The organism is Thiobacillus denitrificans DSM 12475 (assembly GCF_000376425.1).
In the GTDB taxonomy this organism is placed as follows: Bacteria; Pseudomonadota; Gammaproteobacteria; order Burkholderiales; family Thiobacillaceae; genus Thiobacillus; species Thiobacillus denitrificans.
In genome coordinates, this window is sequence record NZ_AQWL01000007.1 from 41108 (window position 1) to 61394 (window position 20287).

Genomic DNA, 20287 nt, shown 5'->3' on the forward strand with positions numbered 1-20287 from the left:
CCAGGCCCGACCATGTCGACTCTGATTGTTGCGTCCATGCATAAGGAGAGCCTCATGAGCAAACGGGCAGTGGTTGTCGTCGATCTGCAAAACGAATATTTTCCTTCCGGCAAACTGCCCCTGGTCGGCATCGAGGATGCGGTGGCCAACGCGGCCCGCGTCATCGCTGCCGCCCGCTCGAACGGCGATCCGGTCATCCACGTCAGGCATGAATTCACCGCCCCCGACACCCCCTTCTTCGTTCCGGGGACGGAAGGCACGCAGATTCATCCCGCCGTTGCGCCCGTCGAAGGCGAGCCGGTCGTCCTGAAGAACCATCCGAATTCCTTTCTCCAGACCGATCTGAAGCAGATGCTCGATGCAAAGGGCATCGAGGAAGTCGTGGTGATCGGGGCGATGAGCCATATGTGCATCGATGCGACCAGCCGGGCCGCTTCGGACTTTGGCTACAAGACCGTCGTGGTTCACGATGCGTGCGCGACGATGGACCTTGAATTCGGCGGGCAGGTGGTGCCCGCGGCACAGGTCCATGCCGCCCAGATGGCCGCGCTGGGGTTCGCCTACGCCGCGATCATGACGACGGACGAATATCTGGCGCGATAGGGTAGGACGCTGTCATGGGGAATGAACCCCGCCCGTTTGCTCAGGATAGGATAAAGCAGATGCATAAGGCAAATCTTGTAAAACTGGCGCTGTTGCTCCTGTTCAACAGCTTTTTTCATTCGTCGGCGAGCGCCCAGTTTCTTGGCGGCCTGACCGATTTGCCGCCGACGATCGAGAATTACCCCTTGCAGAGGCTCAGCGAGCGCGTGTACGTGGTCATCGGCCCGCACGACTGGCCGAACAAGAAGACAAAAGGGTTCATGAACAACCCGGCCGCCATCCTCACCGACGCAGGCTTCGTCATCGTGGACCCGGGAAGCAGTGCCGATGTCGGCCGCGGGTTCCTGGAAAAACTCAAATGCATCTCCACCAAGCCCGTTGTCGCCGTGTTCAATACGCACCTGCACGGCGATCATTTTCTGGGCAACCAGGGAATACGCGATGCCTACCCCAACGCGCCGATCTACGCGCATCAGCGCACCATCGACAGGCTCAGGTCGGGCGAAGCGCAGGAATGGCACGACCGATTCAACGGCATGACGCAGGGTGCGTTGGCCAACACCCGCATCGCGATACCCGACAAGGCCTTGAAGGGTGGCGAGACCATGAAGATAGGGGGGGTCACGCTCAAGATCCATCACCCCGGACATGCCCATTCCGACACCGACCTCATGATCGAAGTCGTTGAAGACAAGCTCATGTTCATGGGCGACATCTCGATGAACAAGTTCATGCCCTACTCGGCGATGCCGCAGGACGCGAGCTTCAAGGGAACGGCCAGCGCGCTGCGGGCGGCTATCGACAACACCAGTGTCGAGACCTACGTGCCCGGCCATGGCTATCCCGAAGACAAGAAGTCCATGGCGATCCAGATCAATTTCACCGAGGACCTGCTGGCGTCGGTCAAGAAATACTACCTGCAGGGGATGCAGGCCCACGAAATGACGGCACGGGTCGAAAAGGACATGGAGGCGTACCGCACCTGGGACCACTTCGACGAATTGGGCAAGGTCATTGCGCACGCCTATGTTGAGGTTGAAGATGAGCATTTTTAGTCTGTCGTCTGCGCATCCTGGCGCTGGAGGCCAGTGCGAAATCGCCAGCGATGCTGTTCTTTATCGATTCGGCCTGATGCAGTCTGAAACGGCGCGAAAAACACGGCTGGGTTCAAACATTCGCCGGCCGTCTCAATGGCCGGAAGCCTGCTTCAGGATCGCTTCGACCTCCGCATCCTCGATCTGCGGGAAATCCGCATAGAACTGCCCCACTGCCTGGAACTGCATCGGCGTCGACAGGCACACCACCTCGTCGGCGTAGGAGCGGATCTTTTCCAGCGTATCCGGCGGCGCCACCGGCACTGCGCAGACCAGGCGCGCCGGTTTCCGCGCGCGCAGCGCATGCAGCGCGGACAGCATCGTCGCCCCGGTGGCCAGCCCGTCGTCGATCACGATGACGGTGCGTCCGGCCGGGTCGATCGGCGGCCTGAGCGGGGTGTACTGCGCCCGGCGTTTTCTGATGGTGTCGAGCTGGGTCTGCTTTTCCTGGGCCAGGTAGGCCGGCGTGCCGCCGACGGATTCGGCGTAGTCGGCAATATAGCTCCAGCCCGATTCGTCGATCGAGCCGATGGCGAATTCCGGATTGAACGGTGCGCGCAGCTTGCGCACCAGCACCACGTCGAGCTCGCCGTCCAGCGCCCTGGCCAGCCGCAGTCCCATCGGCACCGCGCCGCGCGGGATGGCGAGGATCAGTGGATGCTGGCCCTTGTAGGCCGCCAGCGCGGCAGCCAACCGGTCGGCGGCCTGATGACGATTGGCGAAGACCATCGCACTCCCCTGTTCGTTTCCACTTTTTTATTTTAGGCGGGGTGGCGGCCTTGAGGGGCTGTGGCGAGTGGTTGCCCGAGCGGCTGAACCGGCCGCCGCATCGGTTACACTCGGTTCAAACCAGGCCTGCCCGCACTTCCTGCCGGGCGGCGGCCTATTGACCCCCATTTTCCGACAGCAAGACGAGTACACCCAAGGCATGTCTCCATCCCATTCCAAACCCTGTCCCTTTTGCAAGCTTGACCCCCACCGCATCCTCGCCGAGGATGAGCTTGCCGTCGCTTACCGGGACGGCTTCCCGGTTTCGCTCGGCCACACCGTCATCATTCCGCGCCGCCATTTTGCTACCCTGTTCGAGGCCAGCGAAGCCGAGCAGGCCGCCTTGCTGAAGATGATGGCGCAGGCAAAAGGCCTGCTGGACAAGCACCACCAGCCGGACGGCTACAACATCGGCATCAACCATGGCCAGGCCGGCGGACAGACCGTGCCGCATCTGCATATTCACCTGATCCCGCGTTACCGCGGCGACAAGGAAGACCCGCGCGGCGGGGTGCGCTGGGTGCTGCCGGACAAGGCGAAGTACTGGGCCTGAACAAGACCGATTGGGCGGGCGCCTGCGCGATGCATGAGCCGCACAATGACTGGCCGGAGGGGTGGAGCAGCGTTGCCCTGGCAGAAACCAAAACCCATCCCGGCCAGCTCCTTGGCCGGATCACGAGCGTTGTCCCTTTTTAAGCGCTGGGCTTTCTTCCAGGCGTTCTGGGCGGAATGGAGCCGGCGATGCGGCAAAGAATCCCCTCAACGGGCTTGCCATCGGTGAACCGTGTCACGCTGCACTGGGAGATTTCACCGCGTGACGAAAGGTCTGACAGGGAAGTGCGCACCCTCGGCAGCGGGATGGCTGTCGCTAAAGCAATTTCTGAGTTCAGGTGCTGACCATGCTTCTTCAGGAATTGGAGAATGGCGGCTGTGTGCATTTCGAATACCTCGGAGAAGTTGAGGGAATAAAGCACGGGAAAACATATGAAGCGATCCTGCAGAACCCAGGAGCGGCCCATGCAGAATTCCCGGAAAGCAAAAGGCCACCCCGAAGGATGGCCTAAGTGCTTGCTGTGTCTGGCTCACCAGGCAAGACGAATCTGGGAACTGGGTTGAGATAGTGGTGCTGCCAAGCTAAGGGCCTGAAAAGGGCAGGCCCTATATCAGCCTCGAAGCAATCGCACCGACGATTGCTTTAATCCTTTTCTTGCTAACTTCATCCATCATCGCCCACTTCAGATCTCCCGAATCAACAGCCAGGTTGAATTGGAAAGCGAGCACTGGCTTGGATCGGTTTGCATTTTTTAAATATTCACTGTTTGTCCCTGCAATGACGGCGTGCTCGTCCTTCAGAACGTGTTTCTTAAAGTCGTCCGTGCTGAACGCATCAGCGACGCCGGGGCAGTCCGGAAGTTTCAAAAGCTTTTTCGATGAGACAACCTCATCGTCACCAAACAGTTCCTTTTTCATTGATTTTTAGGCGTTACGCCCTTGATTGTCATCATCGACCGCCACAATAAAGTCTAGCCCCCATCCACGGAACATATTGGTCAGCATTTCGATCTTGTTGACACCCGTCGCAGCGATAAAGTGTGCCTTCGTTTTAGTATCAGTTAGCTTCCAGAAGGCAGTCAGGTAGTAATACCCGCTCATTTCCTCCAGAAGCACGTTGTTTTCTTTCTTTATAACTTCGTGACTTGAGAGGTCGGATCCCATTGCAGTTAATACTGGAGACAAAGTATCCGTCGATGCGGTACCGAGTCTATGAGCATCAATCACAACCGTTGGACTGTCGTCTTGCTCGCCATCGCGCTGAACGGCGTGCACTCGGAACAGCTTGGGGTATTCAAGCATTTGTGGGCTATGAGTCGAATAAATGACCGTCGACGCATTCTGCTTGGCAAGCTTGTTGATCACTTTTAGTACGTCGGCCTGGGCTTTGGAATGGAGATTCGCTCCAGGTTCATCCAATAGAAAAAGTCGCTTGGCGTTGCTCTTCTCCGAGGCCTTGAGCTGCAAATAAAACGACAGGAACCATCGGACGCCTTGGCTGCGCTGCTTAGGGTACAACTGGGTGTTTCCGTCCGTGATCCAAAATACCAAATGTGGCTTGCCAGCTTTTCCAGCTACAGTTTCGTCATAATTGGCGATCTCGCATTTCAGCGATGGCTCGTCGTGTAGGTCTCGGTGCGGCGATCGTGGTACCTGTCTGGCCGATCGTAGTATCTGTCCGGCCGTCCAGAGGTGTTGTTGGGCTGATAAGACGGCGCGGTGGGGGCGGCGGGGACGGTTGAAACCGCCTGACGGCGTGAAGCCGTCTGTTCTTCAATTTGGCGTTGCTGGCGAAGGCGAGCCAGGGCCGCTTGGTCGTTCGCGGCTCTGTCAAAAGCCTTCTTCTGCTCGGCAGGAGATGGCGGCAGGCCGTTTGGATTTTCAACCAGCTTGGCGTTCGCGCACGGCACATCCTGGTAGACGGTCTTGTGGCCAGAAGTGCATCGGTAGACGTCGGCAACCGCCGGCGAGGCGGCGAGAGCGAGCAGGGGGATAAGTAAGGTCTTCATGTCGTTCTTCTTCTGCTGTTCTTATAGCTTTCCTCCGGTGGCGCCCCCTCCTGGAAACGCTTCGGCTTGAAGTCTTATTCGCCCGGCCATTGTAGCCGAATGCCTTGGATTGTCTTGGCAGCAGAAATCCATAGGAGTCATTCCTAATTCTGGTTCACTGGGCCAGCGCGCGCATCCTGTCCAGCTTCTCGACTACCGCCTGATAGAGATCCTGATCGGCAGCGGGGTTGCGGTCCGGGTGGTGGGCGCTACGGATCTTTTTCAGCGCAGTCATATCGTCGGGCAGGTCATGCACCTTGGTCACCCGGTCGCCGTTCTTGGCCATCGCGCACTGAAGCTCGGCCTCTGCGCCTTCGCGTGTGTCGTGCAGCTTTCTGCTGCCAAGACGCCAACCATCCTGGGTCTTGCGCGGGAATTGATTTTTCTCGCCGTCAAACCAGATCCATGTGCCGGTGTCGGGATTCAATTCAAAGTGAACGGTAATGATGCCGTAGGTGTAAACGGGCGGCTTGTGGTCCCTGGCGAACATCTTGAACGTGCCGACCGTATTCACGTCAGCAAGGTAATACGCGCCAGCCTCATGGGGGCAGAATGCGCTGCTGGGCTTGGGCATTGGTTTGCTGTTGTTGCTTGACGAATCCATTTCGGCCTTGCGGCTGGCGAGCAATGCTGCCCGGCGTTGTGCGTTGGTCACTGGTATTGCTCCATGATATTGGTTGAAACCCACTGGGATCACCCCTCGCTGAAGGGATCACCCGCTGGACTCCTGGACCGCCAGGACATCACTCCGAGCTATTCTTCAATGACTGTCCCGTTTCTAGTCTGACGCGACGCTTTTGGTAGGCCCGGCTTTTCGGCCTGGCGCGGCGGGCGGAACATAGCCCGAAATCCTGCACTGAAAACCATCAACACGCTTGTCGCCATTGAAGTGGGTGACGCTGCACTGGGAAATTTCGCGACGTGCCGTCAAGTCAGCCAGTGACTTGCGTACTTGAACCAGTGCAATCCCGGTTGCCGACGCGATCTCCAGATCGAGCAGCTGCCCATGCTTTTTCAGGTGGCTTAGGATTTGGTCTGTCTGCATCTCGATTCCTTTGACGTGTTGATCAGCGCGCGACCCGTGGCGAGCCTCGTGCCGATACAGAAACAGGAAAAAGCAAAAGGCCACCCCGAAGGATGGCCTAAGTGCTTGCTTATGTCTGGCTCCCCGACCTGGGCTCGAACCAGGGACCTGCGGATTAACAGTCCGTCGCTCTACCGACTGAGCTATCGGGGAATGGGAAGCGCGCATTCTAGTGATGACGGGCGATTCGGTCAACCCTCAGCCGTCATTTTCCACCTGCAATTCGGGCACGTGGCTGAAGGCGATGCGCATCGGCGCGGCGCCGCGGCCATGGTGGGCACCGCCGAAGTAGAGGGTGTTGGGGCCGTAGCGCTGGTTGATCCGGTCGAGCACGCTGTTGAGGGTTTCGTGCCGGTCGTCGGGGTCGAACAGGTCGCGCGTGACCTGGCTGTGCTCGACCAGGTCGGTGAGGGTGACGCCGACCTTGAGGATGGGGCCGGGATCGGACGGGCGGCGTTGCCACAGTTCGGCCAGCACAGGATTGAGCTGGAGAGTGTCGGCGTGCGGCGCGAAGCGCGCCTGATCGACCCAGCGGGGGTGGCCGGCGGCGGTTTTCAGGTAGTGCAGATGCAGGCCGAGCCCGCCGGCGCAGTAGCCGTAATGGCGCAGCCGCATGGCGGCCTTGTGCAGCAGGCGGTACAGCACCGCGAGCGCGGAATCGGGGTCGCGCAGCTCGGGCGCCAGCACGTGCGAATGGCCGACACTGGAGCGCTGGGTGGGGGCTGGGGCGACGTTCTCGCCGCGCAGTTTGGCGTAATAGTGCTCGCCTCCGATGCCGCCCCAGGCGCGGCGCAGGGTGTCGCGCCTGGCGGTGCAGAGCTGCTCGACGGTGTGGATGCCGAGTTGGTTGAGGCGCTGTTCCATGGCGCGGCCGATGCCGTTCAATGCGCCGAGCTTGAGGCCGTACAGCCGCTGCGGCAATTCGTGTTGACGGATCACCACCAGCCCGTCCGGTTTCTGCATGTTGGACGCGGTCTTGGCGAGAAAGCGGTTGGGCGCGATGCCGACCGAGCTGTGCAGCACCTCGCCGACCTGATCGTAGATCGCCTGCTTGATCTGTTTGCCCAGCGCGACGGCCCTGGCTTCCTCGCGCTCGCTGCCCATTAGGTCGCAGGCCATTTCGTCGATCGACAGCACGGCGCCGACCGGGGTGCACGACTCCACGGCGGCGATGATGCGGTGGTGGATTTCCACGTAGATCGACGGTCGCGCCTGCACGAAAACGATGTCGCGGCACAGCTTGCGGGCTTGCCACACCGGGGTGCCGGTGCGGATGCCGAAGCGCTTGGCGTCGATGCTGGCGGCGATGCAGCAGGTGGTGTCGGCCATCACCGGCAGCACGCCGAGCGGGCGACCGCGCAGCTCGGGGCGAAGCTGCTGCTCGACCGAGGCGAAGAAGGAATTGAGATCGACGTAAAGCGAATGCAGGGCCATGGCGGGTTCCATCCCTCACGCCGGGGTGAAGGCTGAGGTTGAATATAGTGTATATCCATACACTATATCCGATCAATTCAGCCCGGGTTCGCCAGGTTCATCCGTTCCAGCCGCTGGCACAGGATGTCGATGATGCGGCGCGACAGCGGGGCGGAATGGCGCATCAGCTCTTCCAGCGTCTGCGGCGGCAGCGCCAGCACGGTGATCTCGCTGTCGGCGACGACCGAGGCGGTGCGTTTTTCATTCAACAGATAAGCCATTTCGCCGAACAGCTGGCCTTCGCCGAGTTCGCCCAGGCGGCGGCGCCCGCCGTCGGTGTTCTTGTACACCGCTGCGCGGCCGGCGTACAGAAAATAGGCGGTTTTCGCGTCGTCGCCTTCCTCGATCAGCGCATGGCCGGCGGGGTGCACCTGGCCGTATTTTTCCAGCAGGTGGTGACTGTCGCTGAAAACGTAGCTTTCGAGCTTGCCGGCACCCTCGCCGCTGCCGCCGAGGAACAGCTTTTCCAGTGCGGTGATATCGGCCTTGCCATAGGCATACAGCGCCTGTGCCCACAGATACAGCAGAAGGAAGGCGAAATAGCCGCCGATCAGCACAAACACCACGCCGCCCAATGCGCCGTACAGGCTGTGGTAGTTCTCCAGTTTGAAGAAGGCGCCGAACAGCGCGAGCAGCAGGCCCAGGCTCACGGTCGCGGCGAGCGCGAATACGGCGGCGTCGCGCGCGCGCGGATGCCGCCGTGGCAGCCGCCAGTAGGCGGTGAACAGCAGTGCCCACACCATGGCAAAGCCGAACAGCGAGTTGAGCGCCTGCAGTACCTGCGCGTTGCCGGTGCCGATGAAGTCATTCTGCGCCAGGAAGGATAGCGTGACCTGGGCCAGTGCGGCCACCCCCATCAGCAGGAACAGCACCGGCAGGATGATCAGCGGCAGTATCCACGACACCACCAGATTGCGCTTGGTCCGGTCGGGGAAAATGATGCGGAAAGCCCCCTGCATCGTGTTGACCAGCCCGCGCGACGACAGCACCAGGGTGACAAGGCCGACGCCACCGGCTGTGAGCTGGGTTTGGCGCGGAATGAAGCCGAGCGCGGTGAGATTGTCCAGTTGCATCTGGTCGTAGAGTGCGGCCATCAGGATGGTGGCCGGCACCGAATTCTCGGCAATATGGCCCAGCAGCTGCAGGGCGTAACTCAGCAGCAGCAGCAGCGGGGTGGCCGACAGCAGGAAGTAGAACGCCGTCGCTGCGGCGTGGTTCTGCAGCCCGTTCTGGCCAAACAGGCGCCAGGTGGTGTAGGCAAGCTGAAGCAGCCAGCTCAGGGTGCCGCGGATGGGGAGCAGGGCGGCGAGTTTCTGGAACATGGCACTTGCCTGCCCTCGCCCGGATGCCGACGCTCAGGCCATCGCCTGGGCGATGCGCTTGAGCGCCTTTTCCAGGTTGGCCTGCGAGGTGGCGAACGAGAGGCGGATGTAGCCCTCGGCGCCGAAGGCCGAGCCGGGGACGACGGCGACGTCGGCCGATTCCAGCAGGTATTCGGAGAAGGCGATGTCGGTTGGCTGCTCGATGACGTCGCGCGCCAGCAGGTTCATGATCGCCGGGCGCACGTCGGGGAAGGCGTAGAAGGCGCCGCCGCTGTCGACGCAGTTGAAGCCGGGAATGGCGTTGAGTGCGTCGACCACGTAGCGGTGGCGTGCCTTGAAGGCGTCGAGCATCGGGGTGATGCAGCCCTGGTCGCCGTTGAGCGCGGCCTCGGCAGCCACTTGCGAGATCGAGGTGGGGTTGGAGGTGGACTGCGACTGCACATTGGTCATCGCGCGCAGGATCGCTTCCGGTCCGGCGGCGTAGCCAATGCGCCAGCCAGTCATCGAATAGGCCTTGGAGACGCCATTCAGCACCAGGGTGCGGTCGTACAGATCGGGGCAGACATTGAGGATGTTGACGAAGGGCGCACCATCGAGGCGGATATGCTCGTACATGTCGTCGCTGGCGATCAGCACCTGCGGATGCTTCTTCAGCACTTCGCCCAGCGCGGCAAGCTCGTCGCGGCTGTACACCGCGCCGGTGGGGTTGGACGGGCTGTTGATGACGAAGAGCCGCGTCTTTGGCGTGATCGCGGCTTCGAGTTGCGCCGGGGTGATCTTGAAGCCCTGCTCGATGCCGGCCTCGACGATCACCGGCTTGCCGTCGGCGAGGATGACGATATCGGGGTACGAGACCCAGTAGGGGGCGGGGACGATGACCTCGTCGCCGGGGTTGATCACCGCCTGAACCAGGTTGAAGAAGCTCTGCTTGCCGCCGCACGATACCAGGATCTGCTTCGGCGTGTAGTCGAGGCCATTGTCGCGCTTGAGCTTGGCGATGATCGCCGCTTTCAGGCCCGGGGTGCCGTCGACCGCGGTGTATTTGGTGAACCCCTTGTTGATCGCGTCGATCGCCGCCTCCTTAATGTGCTGCGGCGTGTCGAAATCGGGCTCGCCGGCGCCGAGGCCGACGATGTCGCGGCCGGTCGCCTTGAGCGCGGCGGCGCGGGCGGTGACGGCCAGGGTGGGTGAGGGTTTGATGGCCTGTACGCGGCGGGAGAGTTCCACAGTGGTTCCTTCATGCATCCGCTCGGGATGCTACTATCGACAAGTTTTAGCCGCGCGATTTTACCTGTGTTCGTCACCTTCCCCAATAGCCCGTTCCGTCTGTTCCAGCCGTTTCCGCCGGCTGGCGACCAGCCGACCGCGATCGCCCGGCTGGTCGAGGGGATCGAAGACGGCCTGTCGTTCCAGACCCTGCTAGGGGTGACTGGCTCGGGCAAGACCTTCACCATGGCCAACGTCATTGCGCAAACCGGGCGGCCGGCGCTGATCATGGCGCCCAACAAGACGCTGGCGGCGCAGCTGTATTCCGAGATGCGCGAGTTTTTCCCGGAAAATGCGGTCGAGTACTTCGTCTCCTACTACGACTATTACCAGCCCGAGGCCTACGTGCCGGCGCGCGACCTGTTCATCGAGAAGGATTCCAGCATCAACGAGCACATCGAGCAGATGCGGCTGTCGGCGACGAAATCCCTGCTGGAACGGCGCGATACCGTGATCGTGTGCACCGTGTCGGCGATCTACGGTATCGGCGACCCGTCCGACTACCACAGCATGATCCTGCTGCTGCGGCAGAACGAGAAGATGAGCCAGCGCGAGGTCATCGCGCGGCTGACGCAGATGCAGTACGACCGCAACGACGTCGAGTTCAAGCGCGGCGTGTTCCGCGTGCGCGGCGACGTCATCGACATCTTCCCGGCGGAACACGCGGAAACCGCGATCCGCGTCGAGCTGTTCGACGACGTGGTGGAGACGCTGCACTTGTTCGACCCGCTGACCGGGCAGATCCTGCAGAAGGTTTCGCGCTTCACCGTGTTCCCGTCGAGTCATTACGTCACTCCGCGCGAAACCACGCTGCGCGCCATCGAGCAGATCAAGGTCGAACTGCGCGAGCGCCTCGAGTGGTACTACGCCAATAACAAGCTGGTGGAGGCGCAGCGACTGGAGCAGCGTACCCGCTTCGACCTCGAAATGATGGTCGAGCTGGGTTTCTGCAAGGGCATCGAAAACTATTCGCGGCATCTGTCCGGGCGCAAACCGGGCGAGCCGCCGCCGACGCTGATCGACTACCTGGCGAAGGACGCGCTGATGTTCATGGACGAGTCGCACGTCACGGTCACGCAGGTCGGCGGCATGTACAAGGGCGACCGCTCACGCAAGGAAAACCTGGTCGACTACGGCTTTCGCCTGCCGTCGGCGCTCGACAACCGTCCGCTGAAGTTCGAGGAATTCGAGGCGCTGATGCCGCAGACCGTGTTCGTCTCGGCGACGCCGGCCAAGTACGAGGCCGAGCATGCCGGCCAGGTGGTCGAACAGGTGGTGCGCCCGACCGGGCTGGTCGATCCGCTGGTCGAGGTGCGCCCGGTAGCGACCCAGGTCGATGACCTGATGAGCGAAGCGGGCAAGCGCATCGCCGTCGGCGAGCGGGTTCTGGTCACCACGCTGACCAAGCGCATGGCGGAAGACCTGACCGACTACCTCGCCGAGCACGGCATCAAGGTGCGCTACCTGCATTCCGACATCGACACCGTCGAGCGCGTCGAGATCATCCGCGACCTGCGGCTGGGCGAATTCGACGTGCTGGTCGGCATCAACCTGCTGCGTGAGGGCCTCGACATCCCCGAGGTGTCGCTGGTGGCGATTCTCGACGCCGACAAGGAAGGCTTCCTGCGCTCCGAGCGCTCGCTGATCCAGACCATCGGCCGCGCCGCGCGCCACCTCAATGGCACCGCGATCCTCTACGCCGACCGCATTACCGATTCGATGAGGCGGGCGATGGACGAAACCGAGCGCCGCCGCAACAAGCAGATCGCCTTCAACACCGAGAACGGCATCGTCCCGCGCGGCGTGGTCAAGCGCATCAAGGACATCATCGACGGCGTCTACGACGCCGATGCCACGCGCCAGGAACTCAAGGCGGCGCAGACGGTGGCCGAATACAAGATACTGGATGAAAAAGCGCTGACCAGGAAGGTCAAGAAGCTGGAAAAAGACATGCTCGATGCGGCGAAGAACCTGGAATTCGAGAAAGCTGCGGAACTTCGCGACCAGTTGAGGGCACTCAGGCAGGTATTGTTTGGAGTGGAAGAACACGATTCATGACTAAAGTACTTTTCGTATGCATGGGTAACAAAGCCGAAAGCCAATAGGCACGCCATCTACAGGAGATCCGTTATCGTTACCGTTATCGGTAAATTTTCCGGATTTAATATCTGTCACGTTATCGATTTATTTTCCCGCCAACAAACAGCCCGGCGCGAAGGCCGGGCTGTTTTTGGTGGGCGCGTGTTTTCAGGACTGCTGCGGACTATTCCGGCGGAGCAATTCCGCCGTCAGGTCGGCGATCTCTTCAGCAGTTGCCTTGCAGGCCCAAAAGTAATTTGCCAGGGAGCCAGAGACACAGTCCAGCCTGGACTCACCCGCGACGGATAGCATCGCATTTAGCTGCGACTGCTTCGCGCTTAACTGGTCCTCCAGATCGAGCACGGTAGCGGACGGCGCGAACTGATAGACGCCAAGCGTCGCCGTGAATCGAAGTGCCGGGGATTGAGGGATAATTGATGCACCCATGATCGTTTCCTTTGTAAACGGTTGTGGTAGGGGTGGCCTCGCGCTTCAACGCTTGGTCGCCCCGCTTTTTATCCAACAGAGTGTTGGACATCTCCAGCATACGCCTATTTTTTCGCCAATTGCAACGTTCGCGCCCCCCGCTGGCGCACGTTGACAGTCAAGACCCGCCAGAATCAACGCTACAGCCCTTTCTCGGGCCGGCCTATATCCTCGCCTATCCGCGCATAAAAAAACCCGCCGTAGAGGCGGGCGGGCGGTGCGTGAGGCCTCAACGGCAGCGCGCGGCAAGGGGAGAGAACAGACATGGTGGAAAATTTTCCACCATGTTCCGACGACGGCAAAGCCCGCGACAAAGCCGGCGAGCGCCCGCAGCGCCGGCGTTCACGGCCACGCTCGCTAAAAGATCATTTTCCATTTTCAAAATCTCCGGTGGTTGAGGGGGTTCTTGATTCGCGCACCCATGCGCCCGAATTCGTCCAGGTGCCAGTCGCGCGCAGCTCGGCGGCGATGCTTTCAACATCTGCCCAGGCAGCGGTAAGCAAATGGCGGGCCATGCGCTGCACGAACGTCATAGCAAGCCGCTGGTCGGTGGCGGCCAAGATGGCGCGGGCTTGCTGGTGATCGGGGTCATGGATGCGCAGCTCGCCGCCAAGCCGGATGCCGGCGGCGATCAGCTCGGCTTGCCTGCCAGCCACCAGCATGACGGCGTAATTCAGCGCAGCATCGGCTGACGGCAGACCCGGCCAGACAAGCGGCGCGGCCTGCCGGTAACTGTCAGCAACGTCTTCCGGCGGCCGCAGCGTGGCGGGGGTGGTGACGGTCTCGCCCACGGCGGACAGCACGCCGGCCTGTCCGGATGCGCCGTCGGCGGCGATGCGCGCGCCGTACACGGGCATCCCCAGGGCCAGGCCAACAACAACATGCGCAGCCTCGTGCACGGCTATATCGCCGGCGCCCATCAGGGGCCATGCCTGAGTGCCGAAAATGACGCGCTGCAGGTAGCGGGGCGGTGGCGGTTCGATGGTAGGGGTCATCTTGTATTCCATGTTTTGGGGTGCGCCGTATACCCGGTTTTCATGCGGGGAGGATGCGGGTCCAGGCGATTTCAGCCGTCGCCTGCCTGCCGTGCCCATAATCTGGGAGGTCTTGCCGCTTGGGCTATGGGTCGGCTCTCTCGCCCAAGCGGCATCATGCACGGCGCAAGCGCCGTAGATTCGGTCAGGTTTTCCGGGTTGGCATCTTCCAACCCGACTGCGGGGACGTGATCTCATCGCTGGCGCGGTCCAGGCCTGGACTCGGCAACGGGTCGATGCGCACGTCGCCTTCCGGCTCGATGTGGCTTGGCGGGGTTATCAGGTAGTGCCGCAACAGGTGCTCGGGCGGGATTGCGGGCAATCCTGCAAAGCGCTGGAATGCAGCCAACTGAACCAGCATCGGCACGCACTCGGCTACGACTCGTGCTTCGTGCTCGGCAGCCCGCTGGCGCCAGAAAGCGCGGCGGGCAACCTCCGCCTCATCCCAGGCGATACCGGCGGCGCGGTCTGCCTCGATTGCCGCCTGGCGAGTGCGGGTGATATCGCTGGGGCAATCACCCTCACGGGCTGCGGCGAGCGCGTCCAGTGCCCGATTCAGCACGGTCTCGGCGTTCTTGTACGCTTTCGCTGCGCCGGCATACGCGCGCGCCAGCCCGCCAAGTTCATTGGGGTCTCGGCCGAACATGGTTACGCGCCTCCCTTGATCGCGGTACGGCTCAGGGGCACAACAGCGGCGTTTGCGCGCACGGCGATCAGCGTGCCGTCGCGTCCAAGATCGTCGCGGCCGGCGTCGATCGACACGGGGGACTTCGATCCGGCCAGGCGCAACAGGCCAACGACGGGGGCGAATTCGGGATTCGGCAGCAGGTACCAGCGCCCGTTGGGCAGCCGGGACGATGCCACGACCTCCAGGTCAAGCCCGGCTTCGTGCACCAGGCGGCGGGCGTGCAACTCAAGCGCACCTTCGACGACCAGCACGGCGGGGTCATGGTCAAGCACCTCGCCGAAGGGGTCGGGCATAGCGCGCAGCATCCGCATCGCCTCGCCAAGCGCCACATCGCCGAAAACGGATGCCAGGACGTTTCCATGGCCAGCATCGAACATGGCTTCGCCGTCCGACAGAACCAAATTTGATTCGATCAGCGTGTACGCCAACTTGGCTTCAACCCGCGCGGCGGCGGTGCCGAAGTTTTCAAACGTGGCCATGATCAAACCGATATCGTCATTGAGTAGCACGCGGCGCGATATCAAAACGTTGCGGCCATACCGGCCCAGCCCAGCGAGCGCGCCCGCCTCATCGCTCACCATCGCTTCCGGGGCTTCGGAACTCTCGCCCAGAAACTCAAGATCGCCGCCGACAGCAAGCATCGGAAACCGCTGCGGCTTATAGTCGGCAACCGGCATCAGTTTGCAAAAAGCCTCATGCCGCATGTGGGCGGCCATGCGGGCCTGCGTCACGGTGCGCACGGCATCAGCCAATGCGTTTCCAAAATCTGGCGTGGCGAATCCGGAACCTTTCACCCGGACGGCCGCGCCCGCGCCTCGGCGCGAGTCTGCCAAGTCAGAACAGAATTTTGCCAGCGCCGGCAGCAACGGCTCGGCGCTCACGGCGACGGCTGCGGCTTGCGGGTGGCAGATAGGCGCGTTCGGATTCAGGGCGCCTGCGCGGATCAGAACGGCGTCGCGGTGGGCCTGAATGAAATCGGTCGGGGTCATTTCGTTTTCCTTTCGTGGTTGGTAGCGCCATCGTCAACTGTCCGCCTGGACAAACAAAGCAGCTTCTTGTCCAGGGTCGCGCTCGATGATGCGGTACAGATTCTTTTTGGAGCTGGTGGTGGGGGCGCCCGTCAGCGCGGCGGCCAGCAACCGATGCTCGACGTCATCGAACCCGCTCACGTCGCCGGTGCGCCAGTACCGTGTCAGCTTGCCGACGGTGAACCGCTGCAAACGCGCGGCCAGTTCGCCAGCCAGATCGTTGTCTGACATCACCCGCCCGGCACGCAGGGCTTCGGCAGCGGCCCGCAACTCGACATTGCGCTGGCGCATCCGCCCGGCGTGGTCCAGGTCAAACGCAGCTTCCAGGTCTCGACCGTGCCGACGATGTCCACGGAAAGCCTGGCATACCCACGCCCAGAGTTCCGCATCGGGTTGGCAGCCGTCAGCGAGCGCATCGGCCTTCTCGAAAGCATTGCGGGTCATTCGCCCCGCTCCCCGGCCGTGTCCGATAATTCGCGCCAGGCCGATGCCGCCTCTGCATCCAGCGCGGCATCCAGTTCGGCATCCAGCGCGGCCATTTCAGCGGCGACTGCGGGATCCAGTTTCAGATCGGCCAACCAGCCATCAGGGGCGACTTCGGGATAGAGCTGCGCGTCGGCGGCATCGTCCGCGTCCAGCTCAAGGCGGGTCAGGATTGCCGGCCAGTCGGCGGTCGGGGCGGCGCGCAGTTCGTCGGCGGCGTCGACAAGCAGGGTCTTCCAGATTGCTGCGGCACGCTCGGCGGAAGCGATCCATTCGTCCCGGCCCGCGACGCTAGCCAGCGCATCACGCAACGCGGCCTCGGCTGCGGTGGCGCGGTCTTCAGCGATAGCCAGGTTGTCGCGCAAGTCCTGAACTTCACCGACGGCTTGCCGTAGCCAGCGGGCGCGCAGGCGGCCAGGGTCGCAGCGGCGCAGCAACTGGCCGATGGCGACGGTGGGGTCGAGCCGGCCATCGGCGCCCAGGCATACCCAGCCGTCCTTCAGCCACCTCGACACAGATTGTTTCGACACCCCGAGAGCGCGTGCGAACTGCGCCGGGAGAATCCGAACCTTCAGCAATTCAGGCGCATCCGGCAGGCCGGAGAGTGACTGCTGGCCGGCACCAGGCGGCGGCGCGTCCGGATTCGGGGCCGGTGTAACGTGGTCAGGTGCATTGTTCCCTATGCGCACGGTGCACACCCTAGCGCAACCGCGAGCCCGAACAGACCCGCCTGAGTTGAGGATAGGGAGAACCTTTTTGGTGTCGGATCGATACTACACGTGAGGTAGACCATGCCGGCCGCTGCCTCAGCGGCGGCGCGGGTCAGGCCGCCGTCGTACTCCATGATGGCGGCGCGTTCGACCATGGCTTCCAGCTTGTCGGCGGGAAACACGGGAAACAGCGGGAAACAGGGGTGTTTCCCGAGAAAATCGCCCGCAAACCCGCATGGATACTCACTCTCTCTCTCTTGGGAAACAAAGGAAACAGCATTAACCCTCTTTCCGGGTTCGGCGCGGTTTATACCGGAAGCCGGGGGCGCGGGGGTCGGGGTGTCATCGGTGGAAAAATTCAGGTGTAAATCACACGCGCACCCGCCCCCCCCTCCAAAACCTGTTTCCCGTGTTTCCCGGTGGGTAAAATCGCCAGGAATCCCGCATGGATAAAGGGTTTCAGCGGGAAACATGGGTGTTTCCCGAAGGGGTTTTGAGGGTTTCCCATGTTTCCCGGCGATGGTGTCGGCAGCGGTCAGGATGGCGTCGAGGTCAAGCATCGGTGGCCGCCTCTCCGGCGCATTGCGCCACGTCGAGCAGGTCGAACACGCCTATCTCAGTCACATAGCACTGACGGCGCCCCATGCCGCCTGGCAGCTTTTCACGGCGGTACGGGCGCACTTCCGTCTTGCCGGCGCGCACCCAATTACCCGGCTGAAGCATCTTCTTGTCGAGCAGCACTTGCCCGGCGCGCGCTGGATCCATGCCCCTGAATATTTCCTTCCAGCCCTCCGGGGTGATGTAGAACCGCTGGTCGTCGCGGAAGCCAACTGTTTGATCCTTGCCCGGCGCATGGGTGTCGTCGGCGCGGCTCGTGTGTATGAATCGGCCTGACCAGCCCTTCCCGATGAAGTCGCGGAAGCGTTCATAAATTCGCCGCTCTTCGAGGTTTTCAGAACCGCCCCGATGGTTGATCCACGCTTGCACGCATTTCAGGATACCGGCGGTAGACTCGCCGGGTTCCCATCCGGTCAGGCCCCACTTGGTCGCATATTCGCCGGCCACAGCCAGCAGGGCGAAGCGGCGCACGGCGCGCTTGACCTGACTCTCTGAATCGTCCGGCATCAGTTTGAGCGCCACGCTGGCCACCTCGCCGGGCAGATCGCGGCGGATTTCGTCCAGGTGTTGCGAGACGTGTTCCAGCCAGGCGATGCCGACGGCGCCGTGGTACTGGTCGCAGGCGGTGCGCAGGTTTTCCGCAAAGGCGCGGGCATCCTTGTGGTCGTGCAGCTTTTCAAACAGCCCGCGCCCGGCGCCGGCATCGGCCGGGATGTCCAGTTGACGGACTTCCATTCCAGGATCCGGCTTGAGACCGGCCGCCTCCATGTAATGCGTCAGCCCATGCTCGCCGGTAGACAGCCAAAGCAGCAGCCAGGCCAGGCGCTCACGCAGAACGGCGGTGTCTTTCATCCGGCCCTTGCCGCTGCCGCCTGACAGCATCATGACGATCAGGCCGATTTCCTTTTCAATGGCCTCGCGTATTTCGTCGAGGCACAGCAGCCGATGGTTGTGTTTGGCCGCCGTGCCTTCGAGTGCATTGCCCGTGTTGCGCCAGGTCTGCATGTACGACGCGGGCAAACCGTTGAGCGAACTGGCGACGCGAAGCGCCGTGGTTTTGCCCAGGCTCGATGCCCCGAACAGGTGGAACCCGCCCGATTCACCGATGCCGGAAAAGGGCAGGATTGAAGCCGCCAGTGCCGCACACACGCTCAGGGTCAGCCTGGAATTGCCAGCACACAAACGCCCGACGTACTCACGCCATTCATCCGCCGTTCCAGATTCGCCGCTCGCCGCGGTTCGATCCTGCCCTTGATAAATGACAGGCTCGGGCGCCGTGCCGATGGTGCTGTGCGGCATCACAAAGACGTTACCGAACCATCCGGTCGTTTCAACGCCACGGGCGCGTGCGGCATCGTCGCTGTTCATCAGCAGAAATTGCGCCAACTCGCCGCGCCGCTTGGGGTGAATGCGCAGGCCTGCATCGGCCATGGCTTTGTGCCAAGCGCCGTCCTGCGCGCCGATTGCAGAATCCAGCAGCGTGACTTCCCGAACATTGCCGTCCCGGTCGCTAATCTCGACGATGAACCGCCAGCCCAGCCCGTCGAATCCACGTATCCGCCACTTCACCAGAATTGGCGCGCAGACCCACACAGCCGGCAGATAGACCGTGCCCTCCTTGGTTGAACGGCTGGCGATGTACCAAAGGCCTTGCTTATCGTGAATGAATCCGGCTTCCTTCGTTGGGTCAGCCTTGGCCGTCGCTGGTGCGGCCTCTGGCGTGTTTTTTTCTGCGGGTGCGGGGGTAGGCTTGGGCTTGGCTTTTTTACCGCGCTGGCGGCCTTTCTCGAAAGCCTTGTGTTCTGGCATGGCGGCCGGGGTCGATTCGATTTCATCGGTCATTGCTGGCCCTCCGCACGTACATGGCGACAAGGCCATGGTCGAGACCGGCGGCCGCCTGGTCGAGGTCAATCACGGCGATGCTGGTCGGGTCGGAGTCCATCACGGCGAGAATGATTTCGTACAGCCAGGTATCGACCGGACTCAGTTCAGCCAGGCGGCAGAATATGGCGACAGACAGGCCCGCGACAAAACAAAAGTCCAGGTCTGCCGGCTCGATTGAAGGCGGCGCAATGACGTAGGCGCCCGCCACGGTCAACCCCCAGTCGGGGAGAACCGATACATGCCCGAACGGCCCCGGCACGGGAATGCGGCCGCGTCGCCTCAGGTCGAACAGCGCGCGGGCGTTAGGCGGCAGGCGCATGGTCGCTGGCCTCAAGGTAGGCTGCAAACGCTTGCTCGGCGGCGTCCCGCGCGGCGGGGTCGGTGCCGGTCAGCGCGGCCTCGCACTGGTCGCAGACATACCACTTTGTCCAGGTCAGGTGCGGTGTAACGGCGATCATGTCAAACCCATACCGCTGGTGGGTGACTTCGCCTCCGCAACACGGGCAGACCATCGCCACGCGGGTTTTCTGAGGTGCTTCGTTTGGGCGGCTCACGATGCGCCCCCAGCCAGCCGCAAGGCCAACAGAAAGACCATAGCAACGCCGGCGCCAGACGTGATGCTGGCCGCTACCAGATATCCGGCAAGACGTGTAATATGTGAATCGAAGTGTTTTACCAAGCCCGCCTGCCAGCGGGCTTTTTCTCGTTTCGGGGTCATAGCGGCCCCTTAGCGGTCGAGCGCTTGTTGCGTCGAGGAAAGTATGGCGCTGCGCTTGCGGCTTGATTCAGCCATTCCACGGCATCCGCTGTGCGGATGTAGCGGCGGCGCCCCAGCATAAAGAACTTCGGCGCCGGGGCATCTCGGGCAACCTGTTCGGCGGTGGACTTTGGCAGGCCAAGAATGCCATCCCAGAACTCGTCCCAACTTAGGACGGGTTTCGCCATGAGCTGCGCAGGCAAGTTTGCTTCGGTGGTTTCGGTGTTCATCGGTCAGGCTCCTTTCAAAAGCTGACCAAACAATATCACCTGTAAGTTATTGGTATTTAAGGATAAAGTACCTTAACGTT

At 62.0% G+C, this 20287-nt stretch carries 25 protein-coding genes and 1 tRNA gene; 4 read left to right on the forward strand and 22 right to left on the reverse strand.

The features are described from left to right. The first annotated feature begins 54 nt into the window (after window positions 1-54). Window positions 55-603: a cysteine hydrolase family protein gene (locus tag B059_RS0112060; protein ID WP_018078514.1), complete on the forward strand. Its 549-nt coding sequence runs from the start codon at window positions 55-57 to the stop codon at window positions 601-603. A 59-nt stretch (window positions 604-662) separates the two neighbouring features. After that, complete coding sequence (locus B059_RS0112065; protein ID WP_018078515.1) at window positions 663-1658, forward strand: MBL fold metallo-hydrolase; 996 nt, start codon at window positions 663-665, stop codon at window positions 1656-1658. Window positions 1659-1790: 132 nt separating this feature from the next. On the opposite strand, the gene B059_RS0112070 is transcribed toward B059_RS0112065, so the two are convergent. Next, a complete protein-coding gene (locus B059_RS0112070; RefSeq protein WP_018078516.1) occupies window positions 1791-2426 on the reverse strand; it encodes a phosphoribosyltransferase in 636 nt (211 codons plus the stop codon). Between the two features lie 199 nt (window positions 2427-2625). On the opposite strand from B059_RS0112070, the gene B059_RS0112075 reads away from it, so the two are divergent. Further along, window positions 2626-3018, forward strand: coding sequence for an HIT family protein (locus B059_RS0112075; RefSeq protein WP_018078517.1), 393 nt, complete (start codon window positions 2626-2628; stop codon window positions 3016-3018). Between the two features lie 139 nt (window positions 3019-3157). Here the strand turns inward: B059_RS0112075 and B059_RS0112080 are convergent, their stop codons facing one another. From B059_RS0112080 to B059_RS0112125, 10 genes are all read right to left on the reverse strand, one after another. Then, a complete protein-coding gene (locus tag B059_RS0112080) occupies window positions 3158-3484 on the reverse strand; it encodes a hypothetical protein (protein WP_018078518.1) in 327 nt (108 codons plus the stop codon). Window positions 3485-3623: 139 nt separating this feature from the next. Continuing rightward, window positions 3624-3935 carry a hypothetical protein gene (locus B059_RS0112085; protein ID WP_018078519.1) on the reverse strand — a complete coding sequence of 104 codons (312 nt, stop codon included), beginning with the start codon at window positions 3933-3935 and terminating at the stop codon, window positions 3624-3626. Window positions 3936-3941: 6 nt separating this feature from the next. Then, the gene (locus tag B059_RS0112090; RefSeq protein WP_081601621.1) at window positions 3942-4691 is read right to left on the reverse strand and encodes an ATP-dependent nuclease; all 750 of its coding nucleotides are present in this window, start codon (window positions 4689-4691) and stop codon (window positions 3942-3944) included. Further along, the gene (locus B059_RS0112095) at window positions 4625-5026 is read right to left on the reverse strand and encodes a DUF4124 domain-containing protein (RefSeq protein ID WP_018078521.1); all 402 of its coding nucleotides are present in this window, start codon (window positions 5024-5026) and stop codon (window positions 4625-4627) included. Before B059_RS0112095 ends, B059_RS0112090 begins: the two co-directional genes overlap by 67 nt. 154 nt (window positions 5027-5180) lie before the next feature. Then, window positions 5181-5753, reverse strand: coding sequence for a hypothetical protein (locus tag B059_RS0112100; protein WP_245538790.1), 573 nt, complete (start codon window positions 5751-5753; stop codon window positions 5181-5183). 90 nt (window positions 5754-5843) lie between these two features. Then, window positions 5844-6110 (reverse strand): FaeA/PapI family transcriptional regulator, encoded by a 267-nt coding sequence (locus B059_RS0112105; RefSeq protein ID WP_026177494.1) that lies wholly within the window; start codon window positions 6108-6110, stop codon window positions 5844-5846. A 116-nt stretch (window positions 6111-6226) separates the two neighbouring features. Next, window positions 6227-6302, reverse strand: a tRNA-Asn gene (locus tag B059_RS0112110). Window positions 6303-6347: 45 nt separating this feature from the next. Then, entirely contained in the window at window positions 6348-7583 is a 1236-nt protein-coding gene (locus B059_RS0112115; RefSeq protein WP_018078524.1) for a Y-family DNA polymerase, read from the reverse strand. A 77-nt stretch (window positions 7584-7660) separates the two neighbouring features. Next, on the reverse strand, window positions 7661-8944 hold the full coding sequence (locus tag B059_RS0112120; RefSeq protein ID WP_018078525.1) for a YhjD/YihY/BrkB family envelope integrity protein: 1284 nt from the start codon (window positions 8942-8944) through the stop codon (window positions 7661-7663). Window positions 8945-8977: 33 nt separating this feature from the next. Then, window positions 8978-10171 (reverse strand): pyridoxal phosphate-dependent aminotransferase, encoded by a 1194-nt coding sequence (locus B059_RS0112125; protein ID WP_018078526.1) that lies wholly within the window; start codon window positions 10169-10171, stop codon window positions 8978-8980. A gap of 66 nt (window positions 10172-10237) precedes the next feature. On the opposite strand from B059_RS0112125, the gene uvrB reads away from it, so the two are divergent. Then, window positions 10238-12268, forward strand: coding sequence for an excinuclease ABC subunit UvrB (gene uvrB / locus B059_RS0112130; RefSeq protein ID WP_018078527.1), 2031 nt, complete (start codon window positions 10238-10240; stop codon window positions 12266-12268). A gap of 189 nt (window positions 12269-12457) precedes the next feature. Here the strand turns inward: uvrB and B059_RS0112135 are convergent, their stop codons facing one another. The 11 genes from B059_RS0112135 to B059_RS0112185 form a co-directional block, all read right to left on the reverse strand. Further along, the gene (locus B059_RS0112135) at window positions 12458-12736 is read right to left on the reverse strand and encodes a hypothetical protein (RefSeq protein ID WP_018078528.1); all 279 of its coding nucleotides are present in this window, start codon (window positions 12734-12736) and stop codon (window positions 12458-12460) included. 404 nt (window positions 12737-13140) lie between these two features. Then, window positions 13141-13782 carry a hypothetical protein gene (locus tag B059_RS0112140; protein WP_018078529.1) on the reverse strand — a complete coding sequence of 214 codons (642 nt, stop codon included), beginning with the start codon at window positions 13780-13782 and terminating at the stop codon, window positions 13141-13143. Between the two features lie 172 nt (window positions 13783-13954). Continuing rightward, on the reverse strand, window positions 13955-14455 hold the full coding sequence (locus B059_RS0112145; RefSeq protein ID WP_018078530.1) for a hypothetical protein: 501 nt from the start codon (window positions 14453-14455) through the stop codon (window positions 13955-13957). A 2-nt stretch (window positions 14456-14457) separates the two neighbouring features. Next, complete coding sequence (locus B059_RS0112150; RefSeq protein ID WP_018078531.1) at window positions 14458-15486, reverse strand: phage major capsid protein; 1029 nt, start codon at window positions 15484-15486, stop codon at window positions 14458-14460. Between the two features lie 33 nt (window positions 15487-15519). Continuing rightward, window positions 15520-15969, reverse strand: a complete 450-nt coding sequence (locus tag B059_RS0112155) for a hypothetical protein (protein ID WP_018078532.1) — start codon at window positions 15967-15969, stop codon at window positions 15520-15522. Continuing rightward, window positions 15966-16538, reverse strand: coding sequence for a hypothetical protein (locus B059_RS19930; protein WP_157273691.1), 573 nt, complete (start codon window positions 16536-16538; stop codon window positions 15966-15968). Before B059_RS19930 ends, B059_RS0112155 begins: the two co-directional genes overlap by 4 nt. A 149-nt stretch (window positions 16539-16687) precedes the next feature. Beyond that, window positions 16688-17278 (reverse strand): hypothetical protein, encoded by a 591-nt coding sequence (locus B059_RS0112165; protein ID WP_018078534.1) that lies wholly within the window; start codon window positions 17276-17278, stop codon window positions 16688-16690. Further along, window positions 17271-19178, reverse strand: a complete 1908-nt coding sequence (locus B059_RS19000) for a DUF927 domain-containing protein (protein ID WP_018078535.1) — start codon at window positions 19176-19178, stop codon at window positions 17271-17273. Before B059_RS19000 ends, B059_RS0112165 begins: the two co-directional genes overlap by 8 nt. After that, window positions 19168-19539, reverse strand: a complete 372-nt coding sequence (locus tag B059_RS0112175; RefSeq protein ID WP_018078536.1) for a hypothetical protein — start codon at window positions 19537-19539, stop codon at window positions 19168-19170. Before B059_RS0112175 ends, B059_RS19000 begins: the two co-directional genes overlap by 11 nt. After that, window positions 19523-19774, reverse strand: coding sequence for a hypothetical protein (locus B059_RS20805; protein WP_157273692.1), 252 nt, complete (start codon window positions 19772-19774; stop codon window positions 19523-19525). Before B059_RS20805 ends, B059_RS0112175 begins: the two co-directional genes overlap by 17 nt. A 160-nt stretch (window positions 19775-19934) precedes the next feature. Further along, on the reverse strand, window positions 19935-20207 hold the full coding sequence (locus B059_RS0112185; RefSeq protein ID WP_018078538.1) for a hypothetical protein: 273 nt from the start codon (window positions 20205-20207) through the stop codon (window positions 19935-19937). Window positions 20208-20287 lie beyond the last annotated feature (80 nt).

Bases quoted from the DNA above. Each gene is read 5' to 3' on its own strand.
- B059_RS0112060 (WP_018078514.1), top strand. From the start codon at position 55: ATGAGCAAACGGGCAGTGGTTGTCGTCGATCTGCAAAACGAATATTTT.
- B059_RS0112065 (WP_018078515.1), top strand. From the start codon at position 663: ATGCATAAGGCAAATCTTGTAAAACTGGCGCTGTTGCTCCTGTTCAAC.
- B059_RS0112070 (WP_018078516.1), bottom strand. From the start codon at position 2,426: ATGGTCTTCGCCAATCGTCATCAGGCCGCCGACCGGTTGGCTGCCGCG.
- B059_RS0112075 (WP_018078517.1), top strand. From the start codon at position 2,626: ATGTCTCCATCCCATTCCAAACCCTGTCCCTTTTGCAAGCTTGACCCC.
- B059_RS0112080 (WP_018078518.1), bottom strand. From the start codon at position 3,484: ATGGGCCGCTCCTGGGTTCTGCAGGATCGCTTCATATGTTTTCCCGTG.
- B059_RS0112085 (WP_018078519.1), bottom strand. From the start codon at position 3,935: ATGAAAAAGGAACTGTTTGGTGACGATGAGGTTGTCTCATCGAAAAAG.
- B059_RS0112095 (WP_018078521.1), bottom strand. From the start codon at position 5,026: ATGAAGACCTTACTTATCCCCCTGCTCGCTCTCGCCGCCTCGCCGGCG.
- B059_RS0112105 (WP_026177494.1), bottom strand. From the start codon at position 6,110: ATGCAGACAGACCAAATCCTAAGCCACCTGAAAAAGCATGGGCAGCTG.
- B059_RS0112115 (WP_018078524.1), bottom strand. From the start codon at position 7,583: ATGGCCCTGCATTCGCTTTACGTCGATCTCAATTCCTTCTTCGCCTCG.
- B059_RS0112120 (WP_018078525.1), bottom strand. From the start codon at position 8,944: ATGTTCCAGAAACTCGCCGCCCTGCTCCCCATCCGCGGCACCCTGAGC.
- B059_RS0112135 (WP_018078528.1), bottom strand. From the start codon at position 12,736: ATGGGTGCATCAATTATCCCTCAATCCCCGGCACTTCGATTCACGGCG.
- B059_RS0112140 (WP_018078529.1), bottom strand. From the start codon at position 13,782: ATGGAATACAAGATGACCCCTACCATCGAACCGCCACCGCCCCGCTAC.
- B059_RS0112145 (WP_018078530.1), bottom strand. From the start codon at position 14,455: ATGTTCGGCCGAGACCCCAATGAACTTGGCGGGCTGGCGCGCGCGTAT.
- B059_RS0112150 (WP_018078531.1), bottom strand. From the start codon at position 15,486: ATGACCCCGACCGATTTCATTCAGGCCCACCGCGACGCCGTTCTGATC.
- B059_RS0112155 (WP_018078532.1), bottom strand. From the start codon at position 15,969: ATGACCCGCAATGCTTTCGAGAAGGCCGATGCGCTCGCTGACGGCTGC.
- B059_RS0112165 (WP_018078534.1), bottom strand. From the start codon at position 17,278: ATGCTTGACCTCGACGCCATCCTGACCGCTGCCGACACCATCGCCGGG.
- B059_RS19000 (WP_018078535.1), bottom strand. From the start codon at position 19,178: ATGACCGATGAAATCGAATCGACCCCGGCCGCCATGCCAGAACACAAG.
- B059_RS0112175 (WP_018078536.1), bottom strand. From the start codon at position 19,539: ATGCGCCTGCCGCCTAACGCCCGCGCGCTGTTCGACCTGAGGCGACGC.
- B059_RS0112185 (WP_018078538.1), bottom strand. From the start codon at position 20,207: ATGAACACCGAAACCACCGAAGCAAACTTGCCTGCGCAGCTCATGGCG.